At 68.3% G+C, this 15,297-nt stretch carries 12 protein-coding genes; 7 read left to right on the top strand and 5 right to left on the bottom strand.

The genetic code is table 11. From position 1 onward, the window contains the following. Positions 1-39 precede the first annotated feature (39 nt). Positions 40-1,104, top strand: a complete 1,065-nt coding sequence (locus AC1DVU_RS08130; RefSeq protein ID WP_476921934.1) for an NAD-dependent epimerase/dehydratase family protein — start codon at positions 40-42, stop codon at positions 1,102-1,104. Between the two features lie 15 nt (positions 1,105-1,119). On the opposite strand, the gene AC1DVU_RS08125 is transcribed toward AC1DVU_RS08130, so the two are convergent. Then, positions 1,120-1,737 (bottom strand): TetR/AcrR family transcriptional regulator, encoded by a 618-nt coding sequence (locus AC1DVU_RS08125; RefSeq protein WP_476921933.1) that lies wholly within the window; start codon positions 1,735-1,737, stop codon positions 1,120-1,122. An 18-nt stretch (positions 1,738-1,755) separates the two neighbouring features. After that, positions 1,756-2,163, bottom strand: coding sequence for an SPW repeat protein (locus tag AC1DVU_RS08120; protein WP_476921932.1), 408 nt, complete (start codon positions 2,161-2,163; stop codon positions 1,756-1,758). A gap of 111 nt (positions 2,164-2,274) precedes the next feature. On the opposite strand from AC1DVU_RS08120, the gene AC1DVU_RS08115 reads away from it, so the two are divergent. Both AC1DVU_RS08115 and AC1DVU_RS08110 read left to right on the top strand, forming a co-directional pair. Next, positions 2,275-3,642 (top strand): NfeD family protein, encoded by a 1,368-nt coding sequence (locus tag AC1DVU_RS08115; RefSeq protein ID WP_476921931.1) that lies wholly within the window; start codon positions 2,275-2,277, stop codon positions 3,640-3,642. After that, positions 3,639-4,412 carry a slipin family protein gene (locus AC1DVU_RS08110; protein ID WP_476921930.1) on the top strand — a complete coding sequence of 258 codons (774 nt, stop codon included), beginning with the start codon at positions 3,639-3,641 and terminating at the stop codon, positions 4,410-4,412. Before AC1DVU_RS08115 ends, AC1DVU_RS08110 begins: the two co-directional genes overlap by 4 nt. Here AC1DVU_RS08110 and AC1DVU_RS08105 read toward each other — a convergent pair. Further along, positions 4,409-6,502, bottom strand: a complete 2,094-nt coding sequence (locus AC1DVU_RS08105; protein ID WP_476921929.1) for a glycoside hydrolase family 36 protein — start codon at positions 6,500-6,502, stop codon at positions 4,409-4,411. The genes AC1DVU_RS08110 and AC1DVU_RS08105 overlap by 4 nt on opposite strands. Positions 6,503-6,598: 96 nt before the next feature. Between AC1DVU_RS08105 and AC1DVU_RS08100 the strand changes: the two genes are divergently transcribed. From AC1DVU_RS08100 to AC1DVU_RS08085, 4 genes are read left to right on the top strand one after another with little or no spacing between them, the layout of a single operon-like run. Continuing rightward, on the top strand, positions 6,599-7,747 hold the full coding sequence (locus AC1DVU_RS08100) for a LacI family DNA-binding transcriptional regulator (RefSeq protein ID WP_476921928.1): 1,149 nt from the start codon (positions 6,599-6,601) through the stop codon (positions 7,745-7,747). Next, on the top strand, positions 7,744-9,066 hold the full coding sequence (locus AC1DVU_RS08095) for an ABC transporter substrate-binding protein (RefSeq protein WP_476921927.1): 1,323 nt from the start codon (positions 7,744-7,746) through the stop codon (positions 9,064-9,066). The genes AC1DVU_RS08100 and AC1DVU_RS08095 overlap by 4 nt, the downstream gene beginning before the upstream one ends. Before the next feature lie 43 nt (positions 9,067-9,109). Then, positions 9,110-10,072: a carbohydrate ABC transporter permease gene (locus tag AC1DVU_RS08090; RefSeq protein WP_476921926.1), complete on the top strand. Its 963-nt coding sequence runs from the start codon at positions 9,110-9,112 to the stop codon at positions 10,070-10,072. Next, complete coding sequence (locus tag AC1DVU_RS08085) at positions 10,069-10,914, top strand: carbohydrate ABC transporter permease (RefSeq protein WP_476921925.1); 846 nt, start codon at positions 10,069-10,071, stop codon at positions 10,912-10,914. The genes AC1DVU_RS08090 and AC1DVU_RS08085 overlap by 4 nt, the downstream gene beginning before the upstream one ends. Positions 10,915-10,917: 3 nt before the next feature. On the opposite strand, the gene treY is transcribed toward AC1DVU_RS08085, so the two are convergent. Both treY and malQ read right to left on the bottom strand, forming a co-directional pair. Next, positions 10,918-13,188 (bottom strand): malto-oligosyltrehalose synthase, encoded by a 2,271-nt coding sequence (gene treY / locus AC1DVU_RS08080; protein ID WP_476921924.1) that lies wholly within the window; start codon positions 13,186-13,188, stop codon positions 10,918-10,920. After that, a complete protein-coding gene (gene malQ / locus AC1DVU_RS08075) occupies positions 13,185-15,128 on the bottom strand; it encodes a 4-alpha-glucanotransferase (RefSeq protein WP_476921923.1) in 1,944 nt (647 codons plus the stop codon). The genes treY and malQ overlap by 4 nt, the downstream gene beginning before the upstream one ends. Positions 15,129-15,297 lie beyond the last annotated feature (169 nt).

Below are 15,297 nucleotides of genomic sequence, written 5' to 3'. Positions count from 1 at the left end.
AGATTCGTCCTGCCCACTACCTCGCCAAAAGGAACACGGATGAAGATCGTCATCTTCGGGGCATCAGGCAACATCGGCAGCGCGCTCATCCGAGAGCTCGCCAGCACCGACCACACGCCGCACACCATCGTCGGGATCGCACGCCGTATCCCCGAGGTCACGATGAGCGCCCAGGAGCTCGCGTCCGTCCGGTGGGAATCGGCTGACATCGCAACCACGGACCTCGACCCGATGGTTGAGGGTGCCGATGTCGTGGTGCACCTGGCCTGGCTGTTCCAGCCGAGCCACGACCCCGACCTGACCTGGCAGACAAACGCCGTCGGCACGCGGCGGTTGCTCGACGCTACGGCACGACAGGGCGTGTCTGCCGTCATCGTCAACTCCTCGATCGCGGCATACTCCCCCAGTGACGGACCACCCGTCGATGAGAGCTGGCCCACCGACGGCCCCTCGAGCGCGTCGTACGCGCGGGAGAAGGTCTACGTCGAGCGACTTTTGGACATCTTCGAGCTCGAGCACTCAGATGTCCGCGTTGTCCGGTTCCGGCCGGCGTTCGTGTTCCAGCGGTCGGCCGCGACGAGTCAGCGGCGCCTCTTCGCGGGTCCGCTCCTGCCTGGAAAGCTGCTCGATCCGCGATTCATCCCGATCCTGCCCGTGCCACGCGGGCTCCGGATGCAAACCGTGCACGCCGGCGACGTGGCCCGAGCACTCGCCACCGCGGTCGAGCGGCCCGTCAGCGGTGCGTTCAACCTGGCGACCGACGACATCCTCGATCGCGACGCCCTCGCCGCCGTGTTCTCCGCGAAGGGACTCGACATCCCGCCCGGGATCGCACGTCACGCATTCGGCGCTGCGTGGCGGCTCCACCTGGTGCCGGCTCCGGGCAACCTGTTCGACGCGTTGATGCGGCTCCCGGTGATGTCTGCGGCGCGCGCCAGGGCCGAGCTCGACTGGCAGCCACAGCATTCGGGACGAGACGCGTTGGAGGCGTTCCTCGAAGGAGTCCGTCACGGCGACGGCACCACGATGCCGCCTCTGGACCCGAAGTCGAGCGGACCACTCCGAATCAAGGAGTTCAAGACCGGCATCGGCTCAAAGCCGTAGGTCAGCGCACCGGTCCTAGGGCGACGTCAGGCCGGCGGCGACAATGCGCGCGGCTGCGTCGAGGTCCGGGATCGGGCCGTTGAACCGGCGCGCGTTCGCGTCATGGAGCAACACGGCGACGTACGTGTCGGCAGCCCCGTGTCGACGTTGCCGATCCAAGGTCTTCGGACTGGCGGCGTCGAGCACGCGCTCGGTCAGATCGACGAGCCCGTCGCGCAGGGCCTCGAGGTGCTGACCGACTTCGGGGTGGGTGCCCGCCTCGCGGAAGACGATCGTCGTCACCTCAGGTGACTGGGACTGCGTGCGGCTGAAGCTCTGGGCCAGCCGGACCAGCGAGCCGTGCAGGTCGCCGCGCTTCGCGATGCCGCTGGACAGCCGCTTCGGAGGCGCCGGCAGGCGTTCGGTGAGCAGACAGCGCAGCAGGTCGATCTTCCTCGGGAAGTAGTAGAAGAGCAGGCCTTTGGCGACCTTGGCACGGTCCGCGATCCGGGCCGTGGGCGTGGCATCGAAGCCGTCGGTCGCGATGAGGTGCTCCGCCGCATCCAGGATCCGGTCGCGGGCGTCCGCTCCGCCGTCGCTGCCGCTTCCGGCGCGCGAGACTCGCTCGGGTCGATCCGAGCGAGTCCGCGCCATGTCGGATCCCTCCGTGAACTAGGCGGTCAAGCCGCCGCCGTGATGCGACCTGTGCGCCATGGCGTAGTCGGCAACACCGACCACCAGGGCGATCGCGCCGACGATCCACGCTGTCAGCGCCATGTCATCGACCTTGTCGAAATCCATGACCCATGGCGAGGCGATGAACAAGATGCCCATCAACGCCATCAGGCCTTCTGCGATCTCTCCTGGCCGCGCCAAGGAGTAGAGCGCGATGCATGCCGTCACGACTCCGAGCACGATCATCGTGGCCGTGGCGTCGTCCGTCGTATCGGTCCAGATCGGCGAACATGCCGCGTACACACCAGCAGCCAGGGCAACAAAGTCCAGAGGGTGAGCCCATTTCTTCATCACTTCCAACCACCTTCTTTCCACTTCGAGATCCGTCGATTGGAGGCGGATCACTCTTCTTTGAGTGTGTGCCTGATTGACCGCCCGGTCAATACCGTTCGAGCCTGAAATCGGAGGTCTGAATCCACCCGCCGCCGTACGATTGAGGGGAAGGGTCTGAGGCACATGGTCCGCTTCTTGTTGATCACGGGACGGCTGGCGATCGTCCTCGGGGTGTTCCTCCTGCTGCATGCCGCGGGCGCGGCCGCGGGACCCGCCGAACAGACCAGTGACACACCACGCGTCCTCGTGACGAAGCTGGACACGGAGATCACCCCGGTCGTCGCCGACCACGTCGCGGCCGGCCTGCGGAAGGCCAGATCGGGCGACTTCGATGCGTACGTGATCGAGCTCGACACTCCCGGCGGCTTGATCACCTCGATGCGCGCCATCGTCAAGGACATCCTGGCCAGCCCTGTTCCCGTGATCGTCTACGTGACCCCGGCCGGGGCTCGAGCGGGTTCGGCCGGCGCGATCATCACGTTCGCCGCGCATGTCGCGGTGATGGCGCCGGGCACCGCCATCGGCGCCGCCACACCCGTGGGAATCGACGGCTCCTCCCTCTCACACAAGATCATCAACGACGCAGCCGCGCAGGCCGAGGCCCTGGCACAGCTCAGGGACCGGAACGTCGAGTTCGCGGGCGACACCGTGCGTGAGGGTCGTTCGGCCGCAGTCGACGAAGCGGTCAGGATCGGCGCGGTCGATGCCAAGGCTTCGACCCTGGAGGACGCTTTGGCCACGGCTGACGGACGCAGCGTGCTCATCACCCCGGACGAGCGCGCGACCGTACGATCCGCGGGAGCAACCGTGGAACGGTATGACCTCGGGCTGTTCCGCAAGATCCTGCAGGTGCTCGCCGATCCCAACATCGCGTTTCTCCTCCTGATCCTCGGCACGCTCGGGTTGCTGTGGGAGCTCGCGGCGCCGGGCGTCGGGGTCGCTGGGTCCACGGGCGCCGTCGCGCTCCTGCTCGCCCTGTTCAGCCTGTCGGTGCTGCCCGTCAGCGTCGTCGGGTTGGCGCTGCTGGCCGTTGCCATCGTGCTGTTCGTGGCTGAGCTGCTCGCGCCGGGCGTGGCCGGCTTCGCGTTCGGTGGTGCGGTGGTGCTGGTGCTGTCGGCCGTGTTCCTGTTCGACGAGGGCCAGGGCGTGTCGGTCGACCTGGCCGTCGTGCTGCCGGCAGCCCTCGTCGTGGCCGCGGCCGCCGTGTTCGCCGGCCGGCTTGCCGCGCGGGCCCGGAAGCTGCCATCGGTCAGCACGGGCACAGACGTCTTCACGGGACAGTCGGTGACGGTCCGCGAGGCCGACGGCACCACCGGATCGACATACGCCGAAGGCGCCTGGTGGTCGCTGCGCAGCGTCGGCCCTCCCCTGCGACCCGGCGACACCGCGCGAGTCGTCGCAGTCCAGGACCTCGTCCTGCTCGTCGACCCGAGGTCTGCCACAGAACCCCCGGAGCACACGTCCTCCGAACAGGGAAGGGACACATCATGAGCATTGCGATACTCATCGGAGTGGCGCTGGCGATCATCGTCGCGCTGGCGCTGCTGTCGGCCTCCATCCACGTGATGACCGAGTACGAGCGGGCGGTGATCTTCCGCCTCGGCCGCATCCAGCTGCTCAAGGGACCCGGTCTGATCTTCATCATCCCGATCGTCGACAAGCTGACCCGGGTGAATCTGCGGACCCACACGTACGACATCCCGCCGCAGGACGTCATCACCAAGGACAACGTGACGGTGCGGGTCAACGCCGTCGCCTACTTCAACGTCGTCGATGCGATCCGCTCGGTGCTCTCGATCGACGACCACAGGTTCGGCACGCAGCAGGTCGCGCAGACGACCCTGCGCAGCATCCTCGGCCAGACGCCACTCGACGACCTGTTGACCAAGCGCGACGAGATCAACCAACGCCTGCAGCAGATCATCGACGAGGTCACGAACCCGTGGGGCGTGAAGGTGACGATCGTCGAGGTCAAGGACGTCATCCTCCCCGAGAGCATGCGCCGAGCCATGGCCCGTCAGGCGGAGGCGGAGCGCGATCGACGAGCCAAGGTCATCCACGCGATCGGTGAGAAGGAGGCCGCCGCCAACCTCGGCGAGGCCGCCGTCGTGCTGGAGGCCCACCCGGCCGCGATGCAGCTGCGTACGTTGGGCACGCTGCTGGAGCTCGGGTCGGAGCACAACTCGACGATCGTCTTCCCGTTGCCGATGGAGCTGCTCCGGGTGTTCGACCAGGCGCAGAAGGGATCCGACGAGACCTAGCTCAGCTCCCCGATCGCCAGCGTGAGCGCTTGCCGCGAGTGCGGCAGCGTGACGTTCAGGACCGTGCCGCCCTCGTCCGCGATCTCGGCGTGCCCGTCCGACCCGACCGGATAGACGACCCGAACCGCCGCCGAGGCGAGCCGGCCCGGCAGCCGCAGCGCGCAGGTGTCGGTCTCCCCACCCCGCCGCCAGATCGTGACGAGCGCTGCCTTGTCGTCGCGTAGACCGTGAGCCACCCACTCGTCGTCCCAGCCAGGCATGCCCAGGGGCCAGAACGGCACCGCGCGGCCGACGAACGTTCGGTGGGCGCGGTATGCCGTGACGGCCTGGGCGACGAGGTCGCGTTGCGCGTCGGTCATCGTGTCGAGGTGTCCCGACAGGTGCACGCGGCCCAGCAATCCGGTGCTCATGGTGAAGGCGATCTCGTGGTCGGTGAAGTCCGGCTGCGGGTAGGACCAGCTCGCTGCCTGCTCGGGTGCGATCGCGGCAGCGGCCGCTGCCGCGATCGGCGGATAGCGGAACGGATCCTGCTGGTCGCTGGTCGACTGCATCTGCAGGCGGGACAGCATCGCGTAGTCGACGCGCAGACCACCGGAGGCGCAGTTCTCCAGAGTCAGGTCCGGGTGGCGGTCGAGCACGCCGTCGACCCAGTCGAGGTAGGCACGGTTGTGCCCCAGCAGCCCGGCTCCGGCGCTGAAGGCGTCGTGGTCGGTGCCCGTGCCGATGTTGATGTTGTAGTCGAGCTTGAAGTAGCCGACGCCCATGTCGACGAGTCGATCGACGACCTCGTCGAGGTGTTTTCGGGCCAGCGGGTGCCGCAGGTCGAGGTGATAGCGCTCGTGCTCGACGACGCGCCGGCCGTGGCGCAGGAAGAACGCCTCGTCCGGGAGGCTGTCGGCGATGGCGCTCCGCACTCCGACGACCTCGGGCTCGAGCCACAGACCGGCGACCATCCCCCGGTCGCGGATGCGCTCGAGCACCTTGGCCAGACCCCCGCCGGGGAACCGGTTGGTGGCCGGCTCCCACGCGCCCACGCTGCCCCACCAGCCGACGGAGTCGTCGTCGTACCAGCCGGCATCGATGCAGAACGTCTCCGCACCGACCTCCGCGGCCGCGTCGATCAGCGGCAGGAGCTTGTCCGTGGTCGGATCGCCCATGAGGGTGTTCATGTAGTCGTTGAACACGACCGGCAGGGCGCTGTGATCCGGGTGTTGCCGACGACCTGAACGGCGTACGGCGGTCAGCTCCGCGACCACCCCTTCGTACCCGTCCGTGGACACCGCAAGTGTGGCCGGGACCGTCGTGAACTCCTGGCCCGGCGCCAGCCGGGCGTACCAGTCGTGCTGGGCCTCCGTCGGCCCGAGCAGGCTGACGTAGATCCCGTCCGTACGCTCACCGATCTGCCAGTGCCACGCACCGTTGTGCTCGATCTGCCAGCCGAGCGCGGTGCCGGATGCCTCGTCGACGAGCACGCCCATGGGCAGGCTGCCATCGGTCGACCAGGCGCCGAGCGCGGTCCGGGAGAACTCCCCGCGCGCATCGTGCTCGTGCACCGCGCGGGTGAGATTCGGCAGCAGCTCGCGCGCGCCGGCCGAGAGCCAGCGATTCTCGGCCAGCCAGTCGTTCTCGGCCCACCACAGGCGCAACGACTCGATCGACGACCCGGCCAGGGCGCCGCCCCACGTCGCCGAGGTGACCCACGAGAGGTCGACGTCGTCCGCGCCGTCATTGACGATGCGCGACTCGAACGTCACGACTCCGGCGCCACGCACCGACGACAAGGTCGTGGTGACGCGCAGCCCCGTGCTCTCGTCCTCACTCGTGACGACCAGCCGCTCGCCCGTCGGGGTCTCCTCGATCGCGTGGTCGCGGTAGTTCAGGCGCTGTCCGGCCACCGAGTCGATGTAGCGACGAGCCGACCAGGAGCGACCGCTGCCGACCACTCCCAGCTCGACGAGCGGCAGTGGTGACGAGGGGCAGATCACCGCGCGACCGTCGATCTCGACGCGGAGCAGGCTGGGCGGCCCGCCCGCGAACGACAGGACGACCGTGTGCGGGCCTGGTGACCATCGAATCTCTTGTGCAGACAAGATTTTTGCTCCAATACGAGGGGATTTGCGGACCTCTGCGGGTTCTTTTGGTTCGAGGCCTTGCGCCGACAGCGTGTTATCGCTCACACTCTAGCCATGTTTGTGACCGGTCACAATGCCGAAGGCGAAGAACAACCCGCAACCTCAGCGGCGTCGATCCGCGACGTCGCCAAGGCCGCTGGGGTGTCCTACCAGACCGTCTCGCGGGTCATCAACGATCACCCGAACGTGAGCCAGAAGGCCCGCGACAAGGTCACCCAGGCGATGACCGCCCTCGGCTACCGCCCCAACCGCGCAGCACGGGCGCTGGCCAACGGCATGGACCGCGCCGTGACGGTCCTGACCTCCAACACGAACCTCTTCGGTTACGCCGAGACGCTCGGCGGCATCGAGGAGGCGGCTCGAGCCGCGGGCGTGCACGTCGCCATCCGCGTGCTGCCCTCGGACAGTCCCGAAGACATCGCCGCCGCCGTCGACCAGGTGAGCGACCCACGATCCGGCGCCGTCATCGTGCTGGCGTACGACCGCGAGGGGTCCACCGCGCTCGAGGCGCTCCCCGCGTCGGTGAGCTGGTCGGGCGCCGCCGAGTCCTGGCTCGGCCGGCAGTCGTCGCAGTCGGACAACCCCAAGCTGACCTGGTACGACGACACGGCCGCCGCCAGGAGCGCGACCGAGCACCTGCTGGAGCTCGGCCATCGAACCGTCCACCATGTCGCGATCCCCTCGTCCTCCCCGGTCGGCGATCGTGAGCGCGGCTGGAAGCAGGCGCTCGAGGCCGCAGGCGCTCCCGTGCCAGAGGTCGTCCAGCCACATGGCTGGTCGATCGAGGGGGCGTACAACGCCGCCCGCGATCTCCTGCTGGACACCGACGTCACCGCCGTCCTGTGCGGCAACGATGACCAGGCGCTGGGCGTCATCCGCGCAGCCCACGACCTCGGGCTGCGCATCCCCGAGGACGTCAGCGTGGTCGGCTTCGACGATGTGCCCGCCGCGCCCTACTACTCCCCCGCCCTGACCACCGTCAGGTTCGACTTCGCGGCACTGGGACGCCGCGCGTTCGAGCTGCTTGAACTCGGGTCTGGCTCGACACAGGACACGGTGCCGCTCGCGACGCCTGCCCTGATCGTCCGCGAGAGCACCGGTCCCGCCCCACAAGGGCGTACCGCTGCTCGGACGACACCTCCACCGCAGCACCTTCGCGCCGCCGGCGCCGGAGCCGAACCACGACACAAGGAAGACCGATGAAAAGACTGCACAAGACTCTGATCGCCCTCGCGGCGGTCGGGCTGCTGACCACCGCCTGCAGCGATCCCGGCAGTGGCAGCGACGACTCCGGCTCCAAGAGCTCGGCCGCCAGGTGGCCCGCCGAGACCGCAAAGCTCGACGGGGTCAACCTGACGATCTGGGCGGCCCAGAACAGCAACGCCACAGCCAAGCAGGTCGCCGCGGACTTCGGCGAGAAGACCGGCGCGAAGGTCAAGATCGTCACGGTCCCCGACCCGTACGAGCAGAGCGTCCAGACGAAGGTCGCCTCGGGTGACAAGCCGGACCTGGCGTTCTGGCAGCCGACCGCGTCGCAGCTCACCGCGATCAACGCCAAGACCAACCTGCAGTCGCTCGACGGCGCCCCGTTCATCGACAAGTACAAGCCGGCCCTCAAGGACTCGACCGGGATCCTCGACAAGACGCGCTACGCGGCCCTCGTGACCGTCCCCGCCGTCGAGGGCGTTTGGTACAACAAGGAGGTCTTCGCGAAGTACGGCATCACCGAGACGCCGAAGAACTTCGACGAGATGGTCGCCGACGCCGAGAAGATCAAGGCCAAGGGCGGCGTGCCGTTCTACGAGATGGGCGGCGACAAGTGGGCCACCCAGTGGTGGGTCCAGGTGCAGCTCGCCGACGCGGCCAAGGACGGCCTGTGGGACAAGGTGAACAAGAACGAGGAGAAGTTCACCGATCCGACGATTCTCGACGCGATCAAGAAGTACAAGAGCCTCGTCGACGACGGCCTGTTCAACAAGAACTACGCGTCCGCGACGTTCGTCGACCAGAGCAAGGCGCTGCTGGACGGCGACGCAGCCATGGCCATCCAGGTCAACACGTTCTTCAGCCAGATGCAGGCACAGTCGAACACCGAGGAGCTCAACAAGAAGATCGGCTTCTTCCCGATCTCGCCCAAGGGCAATGTCGGCACGGTCATCCCCGACCAGTCCAACGCCCTCGTCGCTTTCAAGACCGGCGACGCCAAGCGCGAAGCGGCCGCACGTCAGTTCCTCACGTACTGGATGGGGTCGGCGTACCCGGGCTTCATCAAGTCCCTCAACACGGTGTCGATCCAGGACGGCGTCGAGACGCCCACCACGGTTCCCGACGCCCTGAGCGCCAACGCGGACTCGATCGGCAACTCGGTCGGCTCGATGCAGGTCTTGGCGGTCGTCAACCCGGACCTGTACCTCAACCTGGCCAACATGCTCGCCGGACAAGCCAGTCCGAGCAAGGTCGCGGAGACCACTCAGGCCCAGTTCACCCAGCTGGCACAGGCCATCGGAACTCCCGGCTTCTGAGCCGGGTGGCAGTCGACCAAGAGATCTGAAGGGATCAACCCGAATGTCCGCGAACACTTGGACGCCTGCCGACACCGCTGGCGCGCCCGCCTTCACCGGGCGCGCCAGCGCACCACCCCGAAAGCCCAAGCGGAACCCCAGGCAGAGGCCCGGCCAGCCCGCCGCGTTCCTGCTCCCGGCCATCGCCGTGATGATCGTCTTCTTCTTCATCCCGAGCGTCTACAACCTCGTGTACGCCTTCACGGACTGGTCGAGCTTCAAGAGCGAGATCAACCTCGTCGGTCTGCGCAACTTCGACAACGTCCTCAACAACGGCGTCTTGCTCAATGACCTCAAGATCAACCTGATCTACGCCGTCCTGGTGGCGCTGTTCCAGAACCTGTTCGGGCTGGGCCTGGCGCTGCTGCTCGAGGCCGACACCAAGGTCAACCGGTTCGCCCGCACGATGGTTTTCATCCCGGTGCTGATGTCCGCACTCGCCGTCGGCTATGTCTTCCAGGCGTTGCTCAAGCCCGAGGGCTCCGTCAACGCCGCGCTGTCGTTCATCTCCGGGCAGGACGTGACGTACGGCTGGCTGAGCGACACCCACCTCACCCTGTTGTGGCTGACGATCATCCACTCCTGGAAGTGGATGGGTCTCGCGATGCTGATCTACCTCGCCGGCCTCAAGACCATCAACAGCGACGTGCTCGAGGCCGCTCGCCTCGATGGCGCGGGCCGCTGGCAGACCTTCCGCCTCGTCAAGTTCCCCTACCTCGCCCCCGCGGTGACGTTCAACGTCGCGACGGCCCTGCTCGGCTCGATGAACAGCTTCGACATCGTGCAGGCCACGACGGGTGGGGGGCCCGGGCAGACGACGGAGATCCTCAACATCTTCATCTACCGGACATTCGGGCAGGGCCTCTTCGCCCAGGCCACGACCATGAGCCTCGTCCTGGTGATCGTCGTGTCCCTGATGGCCTTCCCCACGATCATGCTGCTCCGCCGAAGGGAGCGTGTGCTGTGAGCACCCGCGCAGTCACCAACCGTCGCCGTACGAAGCTGGTCCAGCCGATCGCGGCGTTGACCCTCGTCGCAGTCGTGATCGGCATACCGCTCTGGCTGGTCGTGGTCACGTCGGCGAAGTCGCAGGGCGATGCCCTCAACCCGTCGCTGGCGCTCCCGTCGGACGGGTGGCACTTCCTCGGCAACTACCGGCACGCGTTCACCGACGGCCGGGTCATCGACGCATTCCTCGGCAGCGTCGCCATCGTGGTGCCCGCCGTGATCATCGTGCTGCTGTTCGGCTCGATGGCTTCATGGGTCCTCGCGCGACGCAGCAGTGCGTGGCTCTCGACGATCTACGCCGTGGCGATCAGCGGCATCGTGATCCCTCCCGCCGTCATCACGCTGGTGCTGCTGCTCCGGCAGATCAGCCTCGCCGGCACGCTGGCCGGCATGGTGCTGGTCTACGTCGGCATCTACATGTCCACGGCGATCTTCTTCATCACCGGGTTCATCCGCACGATCCCGCACGAGCTCGAGGAGGCCGCGCGTGTCGATGGCGCCGGACCCGTGCGCATCTTCTTCACGATCATCCTGCCGCTGCTGCGGCCGGTCCTCGCCACGGCGACGATCCTGATCTGCCTCTACATCTGGAACGACGTCTTCTTCGCGTTCTTCGTCATCGGCGGCCGCATGGACACCCTCCCGCTCAACCTGTTCCAGGTGGCGAGCGCGGGCGTCTACCTCAACAACTGGAACCTGATCTTCGCGTATGTCGTGCAGATGAGCATTCCGCTGCTGGTTGTGTTTGTCGTCGCTCAGCGCCGCATAATCTCCGGCATCACCGGCGGTGCGGTGAAGTGACGGTCAGGCCCTGACGAGCAGCGCGACGGGATAGCGGTCGAGCAGGTCGGCGAGCTCCACCGCCCCGCCGTTCACCGAAGCGCCGGTGATGACGTCGGTCCACCCGCCTTCGGCGAGGTGCAGCGTCGTGTCGCGCCAGCCACCGGCGGACTCCAGGCCGACCGGCAGGCGCGTACCGACGACCACCAGATCGTCGCTGCGCGCGTACGCCAACGCGTGGGCAGCGGCGGGACCCTCGGCCTGCAGCGCGCGATAGCCCCGGAACAGCTCAGGTCGATCGCGCCGCAGCGTGAGGGTGCGGTTGACCACGAAGAGCTTGGTCGCCCCCGAGACGTCGAGGTCGGGCACGAGTCCCTCGTCGAATCGCGCGAGCATCTCGCGCCGGAGGTCGTAGTCGACCGGGCGGCGGTTGTCGGGATCGACGAGGGAGAAGTCCCACAGCTCCGTGCCCTGGTAGACGTCCGGGACGCCAGGGGCAGTGAGCTGGACCAGTTTCTGCGTCAGGGAGTTGGACCAGCCGGGGGCCTGGATCCGGCGGACGAAAGCCTCGACCTCCTCGCCGAGCTCGTCGCGTACGCGCGCTGGCCACGCCGCGATCGCTTCTTCGAGCTCCACGTCGGGCTCGGTCCAGGTCGTCCGCAGCTTCGACTCCCGCGCGGCCTTGAGGAGGTAGTCGCCGAGTCGTTCGTCGCTGATCGGCCACGCGCCGACGATCGTCTGCCAGGCGAGGAGGTTGAGTGAGGGCTCGTCGAGGCCACAGCGCTCGCTCCACGAGGCGACGGCCTCGGCGAACTCGTCCGCGACCTCTGACAGCACGGCCATCCGGGCGCGCGTGTCCTCCGACCGCTTGGTGTCATGGGTCGTCAGCGCAGTCATCGTCGCCGGGCGGCCGGCGTCACGCTCAGCGGCGAGCCGATGGAACTCGTCGACGTCCATCCCCCAGTGATCCGGTGATCCACCGACCTCGTTGAGAGCCGCGAAGCGGGTGAACCGATAGAACGTCGTGTCCTCCGTGCCCTTGGCGACAACCATCCCGGAGGTCTGCTGGACACGGGTGGCCAGCTCTCCCTGCGGATCGGCGCGCACCTGCTCGTCGAGCGCCACCAAAGCGGTGTCGAGGTCGGGCCGACGGGAGCGCGCGCGCGTGATCGCATCGGTCCAGGTCGACGTGACCTCGGGAAGGTAGGACCGATAGACGCCGAACGCGATCATCGTCTCGGCGACCGCCGCGCGCGCTGCCTCAGCATCGACTCCGAGCAGCAACGACGCGATCCGCCGCACCTCGGCGACGAGGATCTTGTCAGTGACGAGGCGCCGGGCCGCCTCCTCGACCGCGGCGTAGTCCGTACGCACGCCGAGACGATCGGCCAGCTTCGTGAATGCCGACTCCCCCGCCGGGTCGAGCAGCACACCGAACATCTCGCGCATCGCGTCGTAGCCGGTCGTGCCCTCGACCGGCCAGCTCGCGGGCAGCTCCTCGCCGGGATGCAGGATCTTCTCGATCACGATCCACGCATGCGGCGCCGCGTCGCGCAGCCGGCGAACGTACGCCCCGGGGTCGGCGAGCCCGTCGGGGTGGTCGACCCGCAGGCCGGTCACCTCCTCGGCGTTGACCCAGGTGAGGATCTCGCGGTGGGTGTCGTCGAACACCTCTGGTCGCTCGACGGTCACGGCAGCCAGCGTCGTGATGTCGAAGAACCGGCGGTAGTTCAGCTCGGTGTTGCCACGCCGCCAGTCCACGAGCTCGTAGTGCTGGCGGTCGTGGACCTCCTGGGGCGTGCCATCCGCTGTGCCCGGCGCGATCGGGAACCGGTGGTCGAAGTAGACGAGCTCGTCGCCCTCGACCGTCAGCTTCTCGAGATCGGCGTCGTCGCCGAGCACCGGCACCAGCACCCGGCCGCGCGACCAGTCGATGTCGAAATGGTGCGCGTACGCGGACGCCTCGCCCTCACGGAGCACGCTGTGCCACCACGGATTGGCGGCGGGGACTTCCACGGACATGTGGTTGGGGACGATGTCGACGATGACGCCGAGCCCGGCCTCGCGGGCCGCGGCGGTCAGCGAGCGGAAGCCGTCCTCGCCGCCCAGCTCCTCGCGCATACGCGTCGGATCGGTCACGTCGTAGCCGTGGGTCGACCCGGGCGTCGCCTCGAGCACCGGAGAGACATAGATCGCGCCGACCCCGAGGTCACGGAGGTAGCCGACGACCTCGCGCGCGTCGGTGAAGTCAAAGTCCGGCCGCTGCTGCAGCCGGTAGGTCGAGGCCGGGATCATCGGGCAGCTCGCAGTGGGGCCACGGCCGCGCGGACGCGATCGTCCGCGAAGAAGGCGTCGAGGTCGACCGGGAGCGGGATGCGCCAGTTGGGATATTCGTCGACTGTGCCCGGCAGGTTGGGCTGCTGCAGCTGGCCGACCGCGTCGGCGGGTGAGCTGAGCACGAGCCGCGACGCCGCCCGGGCGATCACGGCGTGCAGCGCCACGACGGCGTCATCGGTGGGTATGCCTTCCGCACGCAGCAGGTCGAACAGCGCCTCGCGGTCGGACTTCGCCTGGGCGTACGCGTCGTCGGCCGGCCCGTCGAGCAGGCCGAGGTCCGCCTGCACGCGGATGCGCTCGTCCTGCAGCCACCCCGTGACGGTCGGCAGGTCATGCGTGCTGATGCTGGCCATGGTCTCGGGCTCCCAGTCCTGCGGCGGAACATGCGGCTGTCCGGGAGCGTCCCAGTCACGCTCGAACCACAGCACGGCCGAGCTCAGGATGCCGCGCTCGTGCATCGTCTCCGTCACGATCTCCTCGACCGTGCCCAGGTCCTCGCCGACGACGATCGCGCCCGCGCGATGCGCCTCGAGGGTCAGCACCGCGAGCATGACGTCGGAGTCATAGTGCACGTACGTCCCACGGTGCGCGGGCTCGCCCGGCGGGATCCACCACAGCCGCCACAGGCCTGCGATGTGGTCGATGCGGATGCCGTCGCCGTGTCGCAGGACGCTGCGGATCACGTCACGGAACGGCGCATAGCCAGACTCGGCGAGCCGGTCGGGGCGCCACGGTGGCAGGCCCCAGTCCTGGCCGAGCGGGTTGAACGCATCGGCGGGGCACCCCACGCGTACGTCGGAGGCGAACGCGTCCTGCAGCGCCCAGGCATCGGCCCCGCCTGGGTGCACACCGACCGGCAGGTCGTGGACGATGCCGACCGGCATGCCGGCGTCGTGAGCGGCGGCGCGAGCCGCGTCGAGCTGCTCGCGGCACAGCAGCTGAAGCCACGCGTGGAAGGCGATGCGGTCCGACAGCGTCGACCGGGCCGCGGCGACGGCGTCACCAGCGGGATCCCGCAGCTCCTCGGGCCATTCACGCCAGTCCGCGCCGTGCAGCTCGGCGAGGGCGGCGAAGGTGGCAAAGGCCTCGAGGTCCTCGTCGATGTCAGGAGGCGCGACGCGAGGCCAGATCAGCTCGAGTGCAGCAAGCTTGGCCTCCCACACGGCGTCGTAGTCGATCAGCTCGGTGTCGCGATCGGGTGCGAGGGCGACGATCTCGTCGTACGTCGCACCGTCGACCCCGGCAGCAAGCGCGGCGTCGGTCACCCGGAGGTAGAGCGGGTTGGCGAACCTGCGACTGGCCGGCGAGTACGGCGAGCGCTCGAGCGGGTGCGACGGCATGAAGGCCTGGACCGGGTTGACCAGCAGGACACCGGCCCCCTGCTCGGAGCCGGCTCGCCGGGCCATCTCGGCCAGGTCGCCGTAGTCGCCCATCCCCCACGACTCGGCGGACCGCAGGGCGTACAGCTGCAGCATCCAGCCCCACGTGCGCGGGACGTCGGGCATACGGGCCGGGGCGACGACGACGGTGATCTGCTGCTCGCCGGCGATCAGGCGGTGCCAGCCCAGGGGCAGATCGGCCGGGAGGTCACCGTCGACCTCACGCGTCGTGCCGTCCTCGAGCCGCAGCTGGCCGGTGACGCCCAGGTGGCGCCCCGAGCCGTACGTCACGGCGATCGTCTCCGGCAGCGGTCGCCGCGCACGATCTGCCTCGACCTGCTGCAGCTCGCGCTGGATCGACTCGGCGCTGCTGGCGTCGACGTCGAGGCGCGCCAGCACGGCGATGACGATCTCGTCGTCGACCGTGACCATCTCGCGGTCGGACCCTTCGTATGCCATGGCGACGCCGTGGGCGGCGGCGAGCCGGCTCAGCGCGTCAACGTCGTCGGTCACGGCCATGCGGTCCAGCATTGCCGGTCACGGTGCGGCTTTCCAAACCGGCGTCCAGATAGGCCGCCCGGGTGCGCAACGGTCGAGGCGGATCGAACACCGCCAGGCTGAGTGCTGCGAGCTTGCGGGCAAGGAGAAGTGCCGTGTGCATGGAGATGCGGGTACCCCGTTCGCGCGG

The sequence above is a fragment of the Aeromicrobium sp. P2_G6 genome, assembly GCF_056403535.1.
Note: the sequence above shows the minus strand (reverse complement) of the source record. Positions and strands in the feature narration are given on the sequence as shown.

Bases quoted from the DNA above. Each gene is read 5' to 3' on its own strand.
- AC1DVU_RS08130 (WP_476921934.1), top strand. From the start codon at position 40: ATGAAGATCGTCATCTTCGGGGCATCAGGCAACATCGGCAGCGCGCTC.
- AC1DVU_RS08100 (WP_476921928.1), top strand. From the start codon at position 6,599: ATGTTTGTGACCGGTCACAATGCCGAAGGCGAAGAACAACCCGCAACC.
- malQ (WP_476921923.1), bottom strand. From the start codon at position 15,128: ATGGCCGTGACCGACGACGTTGACGCGCTGAGCCGGCTCGCCGCCGCC.
- treY (WP_476921924.1), bottom strand. From the start codon at position 13,188: ATGATCCCGGCCTCGACCTACCGGCTGCAGCAGCGGCCGGACTTTGAC.
- AC1DVU_RS08125 (WP_476921933.1), bottom strand. From the start codon at position 1,737: ATGGCGCGGACTCGCTCGGATCGACCCGAGCGAGTCTCGCGCGCCGGA.
- AC1DVU_RS08115 (WP_476921931.1), top strand. From the start codon at position 2,275: ATGGTCCGCTTCTTGTTGATCACGGGACGGCTGGCGATCGTCCTCGGG.
- AC1DVU_RS08095 (WP_476921927.1), top strand. From the start codon at position 7,744: ATGAAAAGACTGCACAAGACTCTGATCGCCCTCGCGGCGGTCGGGCTG.
- AC1DVU_RS08110 (WP_476921930.1), top strand. From the start codon at position 3,639: ATGAGCATTGCGATACTCATCGGAGTGGCGCTGGCGATCATCGTCGCG.
- AC1DVU_RS08090 (WP_476921926.1), top strand. From the start codon at position 9,110: ATGTCCGCGAACACTTGGACGCCTGCCGACACCGCTGGCGCGCCCGCC.